Source organism: Streptomyces sp. NPDC051218 (assembly GCF_044455475.1).
Taxonomy (GTDB): domain Bacteria; phylum Actinomycetota; class Actinomycetes; order Streptomycetales; family Streptomycetaceae; genus Streptomyces.
Genome location: NZ_JBITEU010000015.1, coordinates 1 through 14036 on the forward strand (window position 1 = coordinate 1; position 14036 = coordinate 14036).

The window sequence follows — 14036 nt, forward strand, 5'->3', positions numbered from 1 at the left end:
CCCAGCCCCGCCCGGCTGGCCCGCCCCTTTCCCACCCACCCACCCGGCACCCGGCAGCCGGGGGTGATTTTTCAGCCCCTCCGGCGTTTGAGGAGCGGGGTCTGGGGCGGAGCCCCAGTTTCGGGAAGGGGTGGGATTGGGGAGAGCCCCGCAGGGTCCCCCCCGGCGCCCCCCACCCCCCTCACCGCGGCTCCGGCGGCCGCTGGCGGGGCATGTTCGGGCGCGCCCCAGGCGGCAACGCGGCGCGGACGGGGACAGCCGCCTCCCCGCGGGAGGCCGGGACCATGGCCTGCATGGCCAACGGCGCCGGCCCCGACCGAAACTCCACCATCCAGTCCGCGGTCTCGGCCCGCACAAGCTCCGTCACATCCTCCGAGAACCGCCGAAGCACCCCAAGACACCGATCGGCAGCCTCACTGGCAGTCCCCTCGGTGGGCCCGAGAACCTCCCGCACACTCTCCGACGCCCAGTCGAACTGCAGCACCTGCAACCGTCGCTGCACGGCCTGCGCGGTCGCCACGTCCCGCATCCACCCGGACGTGAGGCCGAAGAAGCGATCGCACGCCACGCACGCCGCCCCCGCGAGCAGCGAGACGAACCCCCAGTTCGCGACGCCCCCCACCGCCCCCGCCAGATCGAGCAGCGGAAACACCCCCGCGCCCACGACCCCCACCGCCGCCCCCGCCCGCGAGACCCGCGCCCCGCGCCGTTTCCACGCCCGGTCGGACAAGTACCACTCCGCGGTGTTGAGCGCGCCCCGCTCCACCCACCGGTACAACTCGTCGAGCCGCTGCGCCGGCTCACCCCAGTCGCCGAGGGGAAAGGCCCGCCCCGTCAGATCCCCGAGCCGAGACCCGCCCCCACCACCAGGACCCCCACCAGGGCCACCACCGGGACCACCACCAGGATCACCACCGGGAACGCCCTGCTGCGCACCCGCCCCGGCCCCCTGCTCCTCATGGGGCACCCCCTCGGGCTGCATCTCCGGCTGGCTCACCCGGCACTCCTACCTCTACGAGATCCCTGAACTGTTCCTGCGGCACTTCCTGCGGCACGGCTCCTGCGGCACTCTCCCCCGCGGCGATTCCGTACGGTGCGCGCGCTGTGACAGCTGGTGCTGATGATGCTGACGCGGCTGATGTCATCTGCTCATGCGCAGCCCCAGTCCTACCGCCCAATGGGTGGCCATGAGCCCCTTTTCACGGTATTTCCGCCCGGAAGAGCTGCTTGATCAGGTATAGGAAGACGGCCGATCTCACTCGAAAGAGTGCTGGGGCGAGGCCACCCTCAACCACGTAGGCTCATTGAAGGTGGAAAAACCGACGACCTACCGAGACAGGAGCTGATCGTGATCCCCGGTGGTGGCCAGCCCAACATGCAGCAGCTGCTCCAGCAGGCCCAGAAGATGCAGCAGGACCTCGCGACCGCGCAGGAGGAGCTCGCGCGCACCGAGGTCGAAGGTCAGGCGGGCGGCGGCCTCGTCAAGGCGACGGTCACCGGATCCGGTGAGCTGCGCGGCCTGGTGATCGACCCCAAGGCGGTCGACCCGGAGGACACCGAGACCCTCGCGGACCTGGTGGTCGCGGCGGTCCAGGCGGCGAACGAGAACGCGCAGGCGCTCCAGCAGGAGAAGCTGGGCCCGCTCGCGCAGGGCCTGGGCGGCGGAGGCATCCCGGGCCTTCCCTTCTAAGAGGGCCACGGGCCAACTACCGTACGTACCAACGCGTGACACTCGGCCGGAGCGACATCGAGACCGTGACAGGGATCGTGAACGTGACAGCGACCGAGGCCGGGAGCGAGAACAGGAAAGGGCAAGGCACCCCGTGTACGAAGGCGTGGTTCAGGACCTCATCGACGAGTTGGGCAGGCTGCCCGGCGTCGGTCCCAAGAGCGCGCAGCGGATCGCCTTCCACATCCTGCAGGCGGAGCCGACGGACGTGCGGCGCCTCGCGCACTCCCTCCTCGAGGTGAAGGACAAGGTCCGCTTCTGCGCGACCTGCGGGAACGTCGCGCAGGAAGAGCTCTGCAACATCTGCCGCGACCCGCGCCGCGACCTCAGCGTCATCTGCGTGGTCGAGGAGCCGAAGGATGTCGTGGCGATCGAGCGTACGCGCGAGTTCCGGGGGAAGTACCACGTTCTGGGCGGAGCGATCAGCCCGATCGAAGGGGTCGGCCCGGACGACCTGCGCATACGGGAACTCCTCGCGCGCCTGGCGGACGGCACGGTCACCGAGCTGATCCTGGCCACGGACCCGAACCTGGAGGGCGAGGCGACGGCGACGTACCTCGCGCGCATGATCAAGCCCATGGGCCTGAAGGTCACCCGCCTGGCCAGCGGGCTCCCTGTCGGGGGAGATCTGGAATACGCGGACGAGGTCACCCTGGGCCGCGCCTTCGAGGGGAGACGACTCCTAGATGTCTAAGAAGCAGCAAGAGAAGTCCACGCAGCCGGAAGCGAAGCTCGACCCGGAGATGACCGTCACCCCGGAGCCGATCTTCACCCCCGAGCCGATCATCGCCCCCGAGGCGACGGTTCTCCTGCACACGGCCGTCCAGGACCCGGACTCCTTCGCGGTGCAGATCTCGGACCAGATCGAGAGCTTCATCGTCGCGGTGACGGAGGTCGCGAAGGGCGACGAGCCCGACTCGGCCGTCCCCTTCCTCCTCCTGGAGGTCTCCCAACTCCTCCTGGCCGGCGGCCGCCTGGGCGCGCACGAGGACATCCTCCCCGAGGAGCGCTACGAGCCGGACCTCGGCCCGGAGCGCGACGTCGACGACCTGCGTGAACGCCTCGCCGCCATGCTGGAGCCGATCGACGTCTACTCCGAGGTCTTCGACCCGTACGAGCCCCGCAAGGCCCCGGTGGCGGCCCGCATCTCGGACGACCTCGCCGACGTGGTCGCGGACCTCTCCCACGGCCTGGCCCACTACCGCGCGGGCCGCACGACCGAGGCCCTGTGGTGGTGGCAGTTCTCGTACTTCTCCAACTGGGGCTCCACGGCCTCGGCCACCCTCCGCGCCCTCCAGTCCCTGGTGGCCCACGTCCGCCTGAACCAGCCTCTCGAGGACCTCAACGGCCTGGACACGGACGAGGACCTCGCCGAGGACGCGCTCGCGGAGGCCGCGGGCAGGGTGATGGCGGAGGAGATCGCCGGGCCCCTGGGCCTGCGCTCCGTGCAGTGACCTCGGAGGCCGTGAACCTTGCGGCTGTGACCCCGCGGCTGTGACATGCGGTTGTGACCCGCCCCACTTTCCGGAGTGTCCGACTCCCCGCTGGGCATGTGCCAAGCCGAGCGGTCGGAACGTACGCCCCGAGCAGCGGGAGCGTATGCCGACGTTGATCACGTAGTGGGCGGGACATCTCACCATGTGATATTCGTGAGGCGAATTTCGGCCGCTCGTTAGACTGAGCCGACCGCAGCAGTGCGGTGAAGACGGACTGAGCGAGGAGCGCACGTGAGCCTTGTCGTGCAGAAGTACGGAGGCTCCTCCGTAGCCGATGCCGAGGGCATCAAGCGGGTCGCCAAGAGGGTTGTCGACGCCAAGAAGAACGGCCATCAGGTCGTTGTCGTGGTGTCGGCCATGGGTGACACGACGGATGAGTTGATCGATCTTGCAGGGCAGGTATCCCCGATTCCTGCCGGGCGTGAATTCGACATGCTGCTGACCGCCGGGGAGCGGATCTCCATGGCGCTGCTTGCCATGGCGATCAAAAACCTGGGTCACGCGGCCCAGTCGTTCACGGGCAGCCAGGCCGGTGTCATCACCGACTCCGTCCACAACAAGGCGCGGATCATCGATGTCACCCCCGGGCGGATCAGGACGTCGGTCGACGAGGGCAACATCGCCATCGTCGCCGGGTTCCAGGGCGTCAGCCAGGAGGGCAAGAACATCACCACGCTCGGCCGTGGTGGATCCGACACGACCGCTGTCGCCCTCGCGGCCGCGCTCGACGCGGAGGTCTGCGAGATCTACACGGACGTGGACGGCGTTTTCACCGCCGACCCCCGTGTGGTGAAGAAGGCCCAGAAGATCGACTGGATCTCGTTCGAGGACATGCTGGAGCTCGCGAGCTCCGGGTCCAAGGTGCTGCTCCACCGCTGTGTGGAGTACGCCCGCCGTTACAACATCCCGATTCACGTGCGCTCGTCCTTCAGTGGGCTTCAGGGCACGTGGGTCAGCAACGAACCGCAAGGGGACCGCAAGGTGGAGCAGGCCATCATCTCCGGTGTCGCGCACGACACCTCGGAGGCCAAGATCACGGTCGTCGGCGTGCCGGACAAGCCGGGCGAGGCCGCCTCGATCTTCCGCGCCATCGCGGACTCCGGGGTCAACATCGACATGATCGTCCAGAACGTCTCGGCCGCTTCGACCGGACTCACGGACATCTCGTTCACGCTGCCCAAGGCCGAGGGCCGCAAGGCCATCGACGCGCTGGAGAAGACGCGCTCGGCCATCGGCTTCGACTCCCTGCGCTACGACGACCAGATCGCCAAGATCTCCCTGGTCGGCGCGGGCATGAAGACGAACCCCGGCGTCACCGCCGCCTTCTTCGAGGCGCTCAGCGACGCGGGCGTGAACATCGAGCTGATCTCGACCTCCGAGATCCGCATCTCGGTCGTGACCCGCGCCGATGACGCGAACGAGTCCGTGCGCGCCGTGCACACCGCCTTCGGCCTCGACTCCGACACGGACGAGGCCGTGGTCTATGGAGGCACCGGGCGATGACCGGAAAGCCGACGCTCGCGGTCGTCGGAGCGACCGGGGCCGTCGGCGCGGTCATGCTCCAGATTCTGTCGCAGCACGCCGACATCTGGGGCGAGATCCGACTCGTCGCCTCACCGCGCTCGGCCGGCAAGAAGCTGGCCGTGCGCGGTGAGGAGGTCGAGGTCGTCGCGCTGAGCGAGGACGCCTTCGACGGCGTCGACGTGGCGATGTTCGACGTTCCCGACGAGGTCAGCGCGCAGTGGGCGCCCATCGCCGCGTCCAAGGGCGTCGTGGTGGTCGACAACTCCGCCGCCTTCCGGATGGACCCGGACGTGCCGCTGGTCGTCCCCGAGGTCAATCCGCACGCCGCGCGCGTACGCCCGCGCGGCATCGTCGCCAACCCGAACTGCACGACCCTCTCGATGATCGTGGCCATCGGCGCGCTGCATGCCGAGTTCGGTCTGCGCGAGCTGATCGTCTCCTCGTATCAGGCCGTGAGCGGCGCCGGTCGGGACGGCGTGGAGACTCTGCGCCGCCAGCTGAAGCTGGTGGCCGGTTCGGATCTCGGCACGAGCCCCGGTGACGTACGACGCGCTGTCGGCGACGACACCGGTCCCTTCCCGGAGCCCGTGGCGCTGAACGTCGTGCCGTGGGCCGGGACGCTGCGGGACGACGGCTGGTCGTCCGAGGAGATGAAGGTGCGGGACGAGTCCCGCAAGATCCTCGGCCTGCCCGACCTGAAGGTCGCGGTGACCTGCGTACGTGTGCCGGTGGTGACCACCCACTCCCTGACCGTGCACGCGCGCTTCGAGGACGAGGTCACGGTGGACCGCGCGCGCGAGATCCTGGCCACCGCTCCGGGTGTCGTGCTGTTCGACAACCCGGCCGCGGGTGAGTTCCCGACCCCGGCCGACGTGGTGGGGACCGATCCCACGTGGGTCGGCCGGGTGCGGCGCGCCCTGGACGATCCGACGGCTCTTGAGCTCTTCGTGTGCGGGGACAACCTCCGCAAGGGGGCCGCCCTGAACACGGCCCAGATCGCGGAGCTGGTGGCCGGGGAGCTCACCGGGCGTCAGCAGTAGGTACAAAAACCCGCAGAAAGGTGCATGCGGGCGGGCAGAACGAGCCCCGAAGGCTCCCCGAGGCGGAAGTCTTTGAAGGGTCTGTGTAAGTTCTGTGTCCAACTTGGTGGCCAGAATCGCTTGATCTGGACCATTGCCGCGTTCGAAGATTCGCAATATTCGTCCCCGTCCACTGCAACCGGCAGCAGGGCGGGGCGCGTCTTTGCGATCGCCCTCCAGGGGGCGTGACCTGAGCGCTGCGAAAACTGGGCATAGGGGAAGAGCTGGTACGCATGGGGGCATTTGATGCATCGTCACCACTGGCGACGATGCCCGCCGCAAACGCGCCGCGCGATGCGTACAACCCTCAAGGGGGTAGGCGTGTCCAACAGGCGTGGCAGAGGTTCTCGATTTCACAGCGGTTCAGGCGAGGGGCGCGGCCCTGCGCCCGCCTCGCCGTCCCCGTGCGCCCGCCGGCATGCCGGTGATCGCCCCCATGCCCACCACGAGGTCGGCCCGCATCCCGACGCAGCGCGAGGGCGCTGAGGAGGCGATGAGCGCGGGCACCACAGTCGACCACCTGACCGAGACCTACCGCGCCCACTACAGGTCGCTCCTCGGTCTGGCGGCGCTGCTTCTCGATGACACGGCCTCTTGCGAGGACGTCGTGCAGGAGGCGTTCATCCGGGTGCACTCGGCGCGCAAACGCGTGCGGGACCCGGAGAAGACACTCGCCTATCTGCGGCAGACGGTCGTGAACCTCTCGCGTTCCGCGCTGCGCCGCCGCATCCTCGGGCTGAAGCTGCTCTCGAAGCCGATGCCCGACATGGCGAGCGCCGAGGAGGGGGCGTACGACCTCCTTGAGCGTGACGAGCTGATCAAGGCGATGCGTGGCCTCCAGCGCCGCCAGCGAGAGGTTCTGGTCCTGCGGTACTTCGCGGACATGACCGAGGCGCAGGTCGCCGAGACCCTGGGCATATCGCTCGGGTCGGTGAAGGCGTACGGCTCGCGCGGGATCGCGGCTCTGCGGGTCGCCATGGAGGCACCGGCATGAGCAAGCACGAGTACGGGCGCGAGCATGACGAGAGCGCCGAGTTTGAGCAGCACGCTGGGGACGGAACTGTGAATCACGGCCAGGGCGACGAGCCCACCGCACCCGAGCCCACCGCACCCGAGCCCGACGAGCCCGCCGCGGCGGAGCCTGCTGAGCCCACCGCGGCCGAACCCGACGAGCCGCCCGCGGCGGAGCGTCCGAGCGGTGAGGCGCCGGGTTCCGTCTTCGGTGGTGAGGACGGCTCCGACGAGCTGGCGCTGCGCAGGATGATGCGTTCGGCCGTCCAGGAGATCGAGCCGGGAGACCGCGCTCTGGAGCGTCTGCGGCACGCGGTGCCGGCGCGCCGCCAGCGCAAGCGCCAGGCCGTGGTCGGCATGGCGGCCGCCGCGCTCTTCATCGGCACCGCCATCCCCGCTCTGGTGCACGTCACGAACTCCGCCGGGGGCTCGGACGACCGGCCGTCGATAGCGGGCAACAGCGAGCAGACGCAGGGCGGTTCGAGCCAGGGCGGCAAGGGTCCTGACGGTGGGGAGAAGGGCAAGGACAGCGACTCCGGCCCCTCCAAGTCCAAGGACAAGAAAGACAAGAAGGGCAAGAAGGACGGCAAGGGGAAGGGTGAGGCCAGCGGCGGCGCGACCGGTGGTCCCGACCCGGCGGGCACGGAATCCGCCGGCTCGCCCGCCTGCGCGGTGGACCAGCTCGGCAGCGCGAGCGGTAGCGCGGGCGCGCCCGAGGCCGACGGCAAGGTGTATGGCAGCTTCCGCATCGCCAACGTCTCCGGCAGCAGCTGTACGGTCAGCGCCCCGGGCAGCGTGAGCACGGCGACGACGGGGGCGGCCGACCCCACGAGGATCGCCGTCACCGGCCACGTGGCGGGCGACGCGGCGACGGGCCTTCCGGACCCGGCACAGGCGGTCAGCTCGCTGGTCCTCCAGCCGGGCGCGGCGTACGAGGTGAAGTTCGCCTGGGTGCCTTCGGAGGCGTGCCCGACGGACAGCGGTGAGCCTTCGCCCGACCCGTCCCCCACGGAGGGCGGCGGCGCGGACAGCGGCGCGCCGGGCGGCACGGAGCCGCAGATGGTGCGCGAGGAGGGCGGCGTCCTTGACGGCGGTGTGACGGTGTCCCTGACGGCCACCGAGGGTTCGCCCGCGGCGGGCGCGACGATCACCAACGCGTGCGCGGGGACGGTCTACCACACGGGGATGCTGTCGGCGTCGTGAGGCGACGCGCGGCTGACCCCCGGGACGGGCTGGAATGTCCAGCCCGTCCGGCGTTCACAGAGGGTGAGAGGTCGCGAGGGCTATCCCTCGGGCAGTAGCCCCAGCTGAGTGTCCCGCGCGAACTCCCGCTCCCGCCGGAACAGCCGGAACCACATGAAGACGACGAACCCCGCGAAGACGAACCACTCCCCGGTGTAGCCGAGGTTCTGGAACGCCTTGAGGTCGAGCCCGGAGTTGGCCGGCTCGGACGCCGGGACCGCCTTCATCCCGGAGTCACCCTTGGCCAGCGTGACCCAGGCGTCGTACACATCGCCCCGGACCACGTTCACCAGCGAGGCCGCGCTGATGGCGCCGAGCTGCCCGGTCGGCAGCCCGCCGGCCGAGCTGACCCCGTTCGAACCAGGGCTCTCGGAGGCCTGGAGCGCGCCCGTCACGGTCACCTCGCCGGACGGCGCCGCAGGAGCCTTCGCCGCACTCGCCTTCCCGGGGAGCCAGCCGCGGACGACCGGCAGGTCCTTGCCGCTGCCGGTGTGCAGCAGCGTGAGCACGTAGTAACCGGACTTGTCGTCCAACTCCCGGCCGGGCACCAGCAGTTGCCTGCCGTACCGCCCGGTGGCCGACACCTGCTCCCCGGACGTCTCCTTGTCCACGGGGAGCATCGAGTCCAGCGGCCGGGGCTCCTCCTGGGAGCTGGCGGGCGATGCCTGCCGGTCCGCCTGCTCCTGTGCGGCGTCATGCGCCTCGACGCGGTCCTCGAAACGCCCCAGCTGCCATGACCCCATGAAGATGCAGAAGGGGATGGCCAGCAGTACGAAGACGTTGATCCCCCACCAGCGGGGCGTCAGCAGGAACCGGTACACACCCCCACGGTACGGGGCGTCCCCTGGAGGCAGGCCGCGGGGTTGGCGAAGCCACCGCCCCCGCGGCCTGCCTCCCCGCGGCCGGGCCCCGGCTAGCGGAGGTGGCGTTCGGCGAAGTCCAGTTCCAACCGCACCTGCTTGATCCGCTCGTCCACGACGAGCGAGCCGTGCCCCGCGTCGTACCGGTACACCTCGTGCACCGCTTCCCGGGCCTTGAGCCGGTCCACGTAGTTCTCGACCTGGCGGATCGGGCAGCGCGGGTCGTTCACGCCCGCGGAGATGTAGACCGGGGCCTTCACCGCGTCCACGTACGTCAGCGGGGACGAGGCCTCGAAGCGCTCCGGGACCTCCTCCGGCGTACCCCCGAGGAGCGTGCGGTCCATGGACTTCAGGGCCTCCATCTCGTCGTGGTACGCCGTCACGTAGTCGGCGACGGGGACCGCGGCCAGGCCCACCGCCCAGGCGTCGGGCTGGGTGCCGACGCCGAGGAGCGTGAGATACCCGCCCCAGGAGCCGCCGGCCAGGACGATGCGGTCCGGGTCCGCGAGGCCGGACGTCACGGCCCACTCCCGCACCGCGGCGATGTCCTCCAGCTCGATCAGGCCGACCCGGTGCTTGAGGGCGTCCGTCCACTCCCGGCCGTACCCTGTCGAGCCGCGGTAGTTCACGCGCACCACCGCGTACCCGTGGTCCACCCAGGCTGCCGGGCCCGCGGCGAACGCGTCGCTGTCGTGCCACGTCGGGCCGCCGTGGATCTCGAAGACCGTGGGGAGGGGGCCGGTCGCGTCGGCGGGCTTCTGCACGAGGGCGTGCACCCGGCCGCCGGGACCCTCCACCCACACGTCCTCCACCGGCACGGACGCCGGGGCCTTCATGCCGGGCGGGTCGAGGACCACACCACCCGACGTCGAGCGCACCACCGGCGGCTCGGCGGCCGACGACCACAGGTACTCCACGCTGCCGTCCGGCCGCGCCGTCGCCCCCGACACCGAGCCCTTGGGTGTCTCGACCTCGATCAGCTCACGCGACGCGAAGTCGTACCGGAACAGCTCGCTGCGGGCCTCGAAGCTGTGCGCGATGAGCAGGGCCGAGCCGTCGGGATACCACTCGGCGCTCACGTCACCCGGCAGGTCGAGCGCCAGGTCCGTCTCCTCGCCGGACGCGACGTCCCACACCATCGGCTCCCAGCGGCCCCGCCGCTGATGCCCGACGAGCAGCCGCGCGTCCCCGTCGACCGGCGCGAAGCCGAGGACCTCAAGGCCGAGCTCGACCGTGCCGCCCTTGGTGTCGTCGAGCTCGGCGACCGTGGAACCGTCCGGCTCGACCACGCGGAGGGTGGAGTGCATCGCGTCGCCGTGCTCCGTGTGCTCGACGGCGATCAGTGTGCCGTCGTGGGAGAGGTCGCCGACGCCCGCGGACTCGCGGTGGCGGTAGATCTCGACGGGGTCCGCGCCCGGGGCCCGTACGACATGGATCGTGGAGCCCTCGTCGTCCGTCGAGCGGCCGATGACGGACATGCGTCCGTCCCGCGCGAGGACGAGGCCCGCGGGATACGACGGCTCAAGGCCCGGCACCGCGGGCTCGTCCGCGGCGCCGCCCTTGAAGGGCTGGCGCATCCACACACCGAATTCGTCGCCGTCCGTGTCGTTGAACCACCAGATCCACTCGCCGTCCGGCGAGACCAGGCCGTCCGTCGTGCCGTTCGGCCGGTCCGTCACCTGGCGCTGCTCGCCGGTCGCGCGGTCCCATGCGTACAGCTCGTACGTCCCCGTCGCGTTCGACACGAACAACGAACGGTCGGGGGCGTCCTCCGCCCAGTCGGGGAGGGACACCCGCGGCGCACGGAACCGCTTCTCCCAGTCCGGCATCTCCGCGGCCCCGCCCGCATCGCCGGTCGTCTCCACTGCACCCGCACCCAAGTCGCTCATGGACCCCATAGTGCACGCCCACGCCGACAATCCGCTGGCGAGGGTCCCCAGCCTGTGGATAACTTTCTGGACATGTACTCACCGACCCCATCCGACTGGCGCGAGGCCAACCGAAAACGCTGGGACGAACGAGTCCCCCTCCACCTCGCCAGCGACTATTACGACCTCGAAGCCTTCCGCTCGGGCAAGGACCCGCTGCGCCCCTTCGAGCTCGCCGAGGTCGGTGACGTCACCGGGCGCTCGCTGCTCCACCTCCAGTGCCACATCGGCCTCGACACCCTCTCCTGGGCCCGGCACGGGGCCTCCCGCGTGGTCGGCCTCGACTTCTCCGAGCCCGCCGTGGAAGCGGCGCGCGACCTCGCAGCCGAGCTCGGCCTCAGCGCCGACCAGGCGTCCTTCGTGGCCGCCGACGTGTACGACGCCGCGAGTGCGGTGCCGGACTCCTCGTACGACATCGTCTACACCGGAGTGGGCGCCCTGTGCTGGCTCCCCGACATCCAGCGGTGGGCCGAGACGGCCGCCGCGCTCGTGGCGCCCGGCGGCTTCCTCTACCTCTCGGAGTTCCATCCGCTCGCGGACATCCTGGACGACGCGACGGGGTCACGGATCGAGCACGACTACTTCGCCCGCGACGCCTGGATCGAAGACGCCCCCGGCGGCTACGCGGACACGACCACCCCCACGGTCCACAACCGCACCGTGGAGTGGCAGCACCCGGTGGGCGAGGTCGTCTCGGCCCTGGCGGCGGCCGGCCTGCGGATCGACTTCCTCCACGAACACGACACCACGCTCTTCGAACGCTTCGGCGCCCTCGAATCCCGCGACGGGGTCTACCGGTTCCCGGTGAACCGCCCCCGCATCCCCCTCATGTACTCCCTGCGGGCAAGCAGGCCACGCTGAGCACGCCTCACATCGCCGTCGGCCGCATCCACCCCTCCCACACCAGCCCGTCGGGCAGCGCCGCCTCGCGCTCTCCCCGGCGGGACGGTGCCGACGATCCCGGGCCGACCGGATCGAACTCACCGAGCTTGGTCCAGCCCCACGAGCGCAGGACCTCACGCCCCAGGTCGTCGTCCCGTTTGATGACCGCGACGACCAGATCGGCGGCGTGCCGCACGAGCAGCAGCGTGCGCAGGCGCTCCGAGACGCCCTGGCGACGGTAGGCGGGCACCACCATCAGCTCGGCCAGGACGAACACCCGCCCCGATGCCGTGCGTTCCTCCACCTCCGGGGGCAGGACGCCGCGGAACCCCTCCCACCAGTCGCCGGTACGCGCCGCGCGGTAGCCGTAGAGACAGCCGACCAGACCTCCGGCGTCGGCGACGACCATGTCGAAGTCGGGCCGCTGCACGGTGCTCTCGAAGAGGCGCAGGAACCCCTGCCGGTCCCGGTACTCGGCGCCCGCGTCTCCTTCGTAGGCCTCGACGTAGACGTCGGCGATCGCTTCGCGCTGCTGCTCCGCCTGCCACCGGCTCAGCCTTCGCAAGAACACCTCTGCCATTCGTTCCTCCGCCCGCCCCCGTCGAGGACTCCCCTCGACTCCCCTCGACACCCATGGACTCCGCATGGTGACACCACGGAACGGAGAGCGGAACGGGGCGTGTCACGACCGCCCGAAGTCACGGCCCTCCTACGTCACGAACGCCCGCAGTCCTGGCCCCTCGAAGGCTCGACCTCTTCCAGAAACGGGAGGACGGCTTCGATGAAGTGCTCGTTCCTGTCGCCCACCACCATGTGTCCCGCGTCGGCCACGTCGACGCGCCGCGCGTGGGGCACCCGTTCGCAGAACTGCTCGGCGACGTCCTCGCGCACCACGTCGCTCATCCCGCCGCGTACGAGCAGAATCGGGGCTTCGGTGTCGCGCGCGGCGTCGAGGAGGCGCTCCGCCATGCCGGGGGGATCCATCCGTCCCTCGAAGCTGTCCAGGAGCCGGGGATCCCAGTGCCAGACCCAGCGGTCGCCGTGGCGCCGCAGGTTGTTCCGTATCCCCTCGGGGGCTTCCGGGCGGGGGCGGTGCGGCAGATGGGCGGAGACCGCGGCGCCCGCTTCCGCGAGGCTCGCGAAACCGTCCGGCCGGCGGCGCATGAACTCGACGATCCGGTGAAACCCCCGGGGGTCGGGACGATGGGCGATGTCGACGAGGACCAGGGCACGGATCGCGGCCCTGGGCGCCTCGCCTGCGGCGAGCAGCGAGCTCAGGCCTCCTAGCGAGGCTCCGATGAGTACGGGCGGGCGGCCGAGTTCACTGGCCAGGGCCCGGACGTCCTGGGCGAACAGGCCGAGGTCGTAGTCGCCATCGGCTGACCATTGACTGGCGCCGTGCCCCCGCAGGTCCGGGGCGATGACCTGCCACCCCAGGGCGGCCAGGCGGGGCCCGGTGCGGCTCCAGGCATGCCGCGTCTGGCCGCCGCCGTGCAGGAGGACAAGGGGCGGCGACGAGGCCTCGCCCCACACGTCCGCCGCGAGGAGGGTTCCGCCGCCGCCCACGAAACTCCGGGTCCGCGGCTGCGCGCCGGCCATCACACCGCACCACCGGTTCGCAGCGGTGCGAGCAACTGCTCTCGGGAGGCGTCGGCAGCCGCGGCGGCGAGAGCGACGTCGAGCGCGTACAGGGAACGTGCGAGGAACCGGTCGTCGTCGATCAGGGCGGCGACCCACTGATGGAGCGCGCCCATGCACGAGGCGCCCACCACGGCGGCCAACGCGTCGGTGTCGATGTCACCGCGCAGCAGGCCTTGTGCCTGCGCGTCCGCCATCGCCCGGCGGAGCGGGGTGAGCGCGCTGCGGCCGAACACGAGGCCGCTCTCCGCCCACTCACGCACCATGCGACGCGAGACGACTGGGTCGCTCACGAACAGCTGGACGGTCGCCTCGACGACCTCCCGCGGACCGCAGCCGTCGAGCGCCATCAGATCTGGCGCCATCAGACGGCGCTCCAGCTCGTCCATGAACCCGTCGGCGAGCGCCTCCCAGATCTTGTCGCGCGGCCCGATCAGGTTGTAGACGGTGGCAGGAGCGACGTCCGCCCGCTCGGCGATCCGCTCGGTGCTGACCACCGAATCCGGCCGGTCACGCAGGAGTTCACGAGCAGCCTCCAGAATCCGTGCCCGCCGCAAGGCCTTGCGGCGCTGACGCAGTCCGCCGCTGCCTGATTCGCCTGATTCGCTTGGTTCGCTTGGTTCACCCGGTTCGCTTGCCTGCATGAC

General features: G+C 70.6%; 14 protein-coding genes. 8 read left to right on the forward strand and 6 right to left on the reverse strand.

Annotation, left to right across the window (positions count from 1 at the left end; translation table 11 throughout):
• Positions 1 to 181: 181 nt before the first annotated feature.
• Positions 182 to 997, reverse strand: a complete 816-nt coding sequence (locus tag ACIBCK_RS35455; RefSeq protein WP_399396999.1) for an SLATT domain-containing protein — start codon at positions 995 to 997, stop codon at positions 182 to 184.
• Positions 998 to 1348: 351 nt separating this feature from the next.
• Between ACIBCK_RS35455 and ACIBCK_RS35460 the strand changes: the two genes are divergently transcribed.
• The 7 genes from ACIBCK_RS35460 to ACIBCK_RS35490 all read left to right on the forward strand — a co-directional run bounded on the left by ACIBCK_RS35460 (position 1349) and on the right by ACIBCK_RS35490 (position 8042).
• Positions 1349 to 1690 carry a YbaB/EbfC family nucleoid-associated protein gene (locus ACIBCK_RS35460; RefSeq protein ID WP_367043881.1) on the forward strand — a complete coding sequence of 114 codons (342 nt, stop codon included), beginning with the start codon at positions 1349 to 1351 and terminating at the stop codon, positions 1688 to 1690.
• Positions 1691 to 1823: 133 nt separating this feature from the next.
• The gene (recR, locus tag ACIBCK_RS35465) at positions 1824 to 2423 is read left to right on the forward strand and encodes a recombination mediator RecR (RefSeq protein ID WP_367043882.1); all 600 of its coding nucleotides are present in this window, start codon (positions 1824 to 1826) and stop codon (positions 2421 to 2423) included.
• Positions 2416 to 3183, forward strand: coding sequence for a DUF5063 domain-containing protein (locus ACIBCK_RS35470; RefSeq protein WP_399397002.1), 768 nt, complete (start codon positions 2416 to 2418; stop codon positions 3181 to 3183). Before recR ends, ACIBCK_RS35470 begins: the two co-directional genes overlap by 8 nt.
• Positions 3184 to 3456: 273 nt before the next feature.
• Positions 3457 to 4728 (forward strand): aspartate kinase, encoded by a 1272-nt coding sequence (locus tag ACIBCK_RS35475; protein WP_399397004.1) that lies wholly within the window; start codon positions 3457 to 3459, stop codon positions 4726 to 4728.
• On the forward strand, positions 4725 to 5789 hold the full coding sequence (locus ACIBCK_RS35480) for an aspartate-semialdehyde dehydrogenase (protein WP_399397006.1): 1065 nt from the start codon (positions 4725 to 4727) through the stop codon (positions 5787 to 5789). The genes ACIBCK_RS35475 and ACIBCK_RS35480 overlap by 4 nt, the downstream gene beginning before the upstream one ends.
• Positions 5790 to 6162: 373 nt before the next feature.
• Positions 6163 to 6822, forward strand: a complete 660-nt coding sequence (locus ACIBCK_RS35485; RefSeq protein ID WP_160506274.1) for a SigE family RNA polymerase sigma factor — start codon at positions 6163 to 6165, stop codon at positions 6820 to 6822.
• Positions 6819 to 8042 (forward strand): hypothetical protein, encoded by a 1224-nt coding sequence (locus tag ACIBCK_RS35490; protein ID WP_399397007.1) that lies wholly within the window; start codon positions 6819 to 6821, stop codon positions 8040 to 8042. Before ACIBCK_RS35485 ends, ACIBCK_RS35490 begins: the two co-directional genes overlap by 4 nt.
• Positions 8043 to 8122: 80 nt before the next feature.
• Here the strand turns inward: ACIBCK_RS35490 and ACIBCK_RS35495 are convergent, their stop codons facing one another.
• Together ACIBCK_RS35495 and ACIBCK_RS35500 are read right to left on the reverse strand one after the other, a co-directional pair.
• Complete coding sequence (locus tag ACIBCK_RS35495) at positions 8123 to 8902, reverse strand: SURF1 family protein (protein WP_399397009.1); 780 nt, start codon at positions 8900 to 8902, stop codon at positions 8123 to 8125.
• Between the two features lie 92 nt (positions 8903 to 8994).
• Positions 8995 to 10830: a S9 family peptidase gene (locus tag ACIBCK_RS35500; RefSeq protein ID WP_399397011.1), complete on the reverse strand. Its 1836-nt coding sequence runs from the start codon at positions 10828 to 10830 to the stop codon at positions 8995 to 8997.
• A 72-nt stretch (positions 10831 to 10902) separates the two neighbouring features.
• On the opposite strand from ACIBCK_RS35500, the gene ACIBCK_RS35505 reads away from it, so the two are divergent.
• Positions 10903 to 11730 (forward strand): class I SAM-dependent methyltransferase, encoded by an 828-nt coding sequence (locus ACIBCK_RS35505; RefSeq protein WP_399397013.1) that lies wholly within the window; start codon positions 10903 to 10905, stop codon positions 11728 to 11730.
• A gap of 7 nt (positions 11731 to 11737) precedes the next feature.
• Here the strand turns inward: ACIBCK_RS35505 and ACIBCK_RS35510 are convergent, their stop codons facing one another.
• The 3 genes from ACIBCK_RS35510 to ACIBCK_RS35520 form a co-directional block, all read right to left on the reverse strand.
• Positions 11738 to 12331 carry a hypothetical protein gene (locus ACIBCK_RS35510; protein ID WP_399397015.1) on the reverse strand — a complete coding sequence of 198 codons (594 nt, stop codon included), beginning with the start codon at positions 12329 to 12331 and terminating at the stop codon, positions 11738 to 11740.
• Positions 12332 to 12465: 134 nt separating this feature from the next.
• The gene (locus ACIBCK_RS35515; RefSeq protein WP_399397017.1) at positions 12466 to 13350 is read right to left on the reverse strand and encodes an alpha/beta fold hydrolase; all 885 of its coding nucleotides are present in this window, start codon (positions 13348 to 13350) and stop codon (positions 12466 to 12468) included.
• Entirely contained in the window at positions 13350 to 14033 is a 684-nt protein-coding gene (locus ACIBCK_RS35520) for a TetR/AcrR family transcriptional regulator (protein ID WP_399397018.1), read from the reverse strand. Before ACIBCK_RS35520 ends, ACIBCK_RS35515 begins: the two co-directional genes overlap by 1 nt.
• Positions 14034 to 14036: the final 3 nt, after the last annotated feature.

Excerpts from the sequence above, each read along its gene's own strand:
- ACIBCK_RS35515 (WP_399397017.1), bottom strand. The coding sequence starts at position 13,350 with ATGGCCGGCGCGCAGCCGCGGACCCGGAGTTTCGTGGGCGGCGGCGGA.
- ACIBCK_RS35520 (WP_399397018.1), bottom strand. The coding sequence starts at position 14,033 with ATGCAGGCAAGCGAACCGGGTGAACCAAGCGAACCAAGCGAATCAGGC.
- ACIBCK_RS35500 (WP_399397011.1), bottom strand. The coding sequence starts at position 10,830 with ATGAGCGACTTGGGTGCGGGTGCAGTGGAGACGACCGGCGATGCGGGC.
- ACIBCK_RS35505 (WP_399397013.1), top strand. The coding sequence starts at position 10,903 with ATGTACTCACCGACCCCATCCGACTGGCGCGAGGCCAACCGAAAACGC.
- ACIBCK_RS35490 (WP_399397007.1), top strand. The coding sequence starts at position 6,819 with ATGAGCAAGCACGAGTACGGGCGCGAGCATGACGAGAGCGCCGAGTTT.
- ACIBCK_RS35470 (WP_399397002.1), top strand. The coding sequence starts at position 2,416 with ATGTCTAAGAAGCAGCAAGAGAAGTCCACGCAGCCGGAAGCGAAGCTC.
- ACIBCK_RS35510 (WP_399397015.1), bottom strand. The coding sequence starts at position 12,331 with ATGGCAGAGGTGTTCTTGCGAAGGCTGAGCCGGTGGCAGGCGGAGCAG.
- ACIBCK_RS35480 (WP_399397006.1), top strand. The coding sequence starts at position 4,725 with ATGACCGGAAAGCCGACGCTCGCGGTCGTCGGAGCGACCGGGGCCGTC.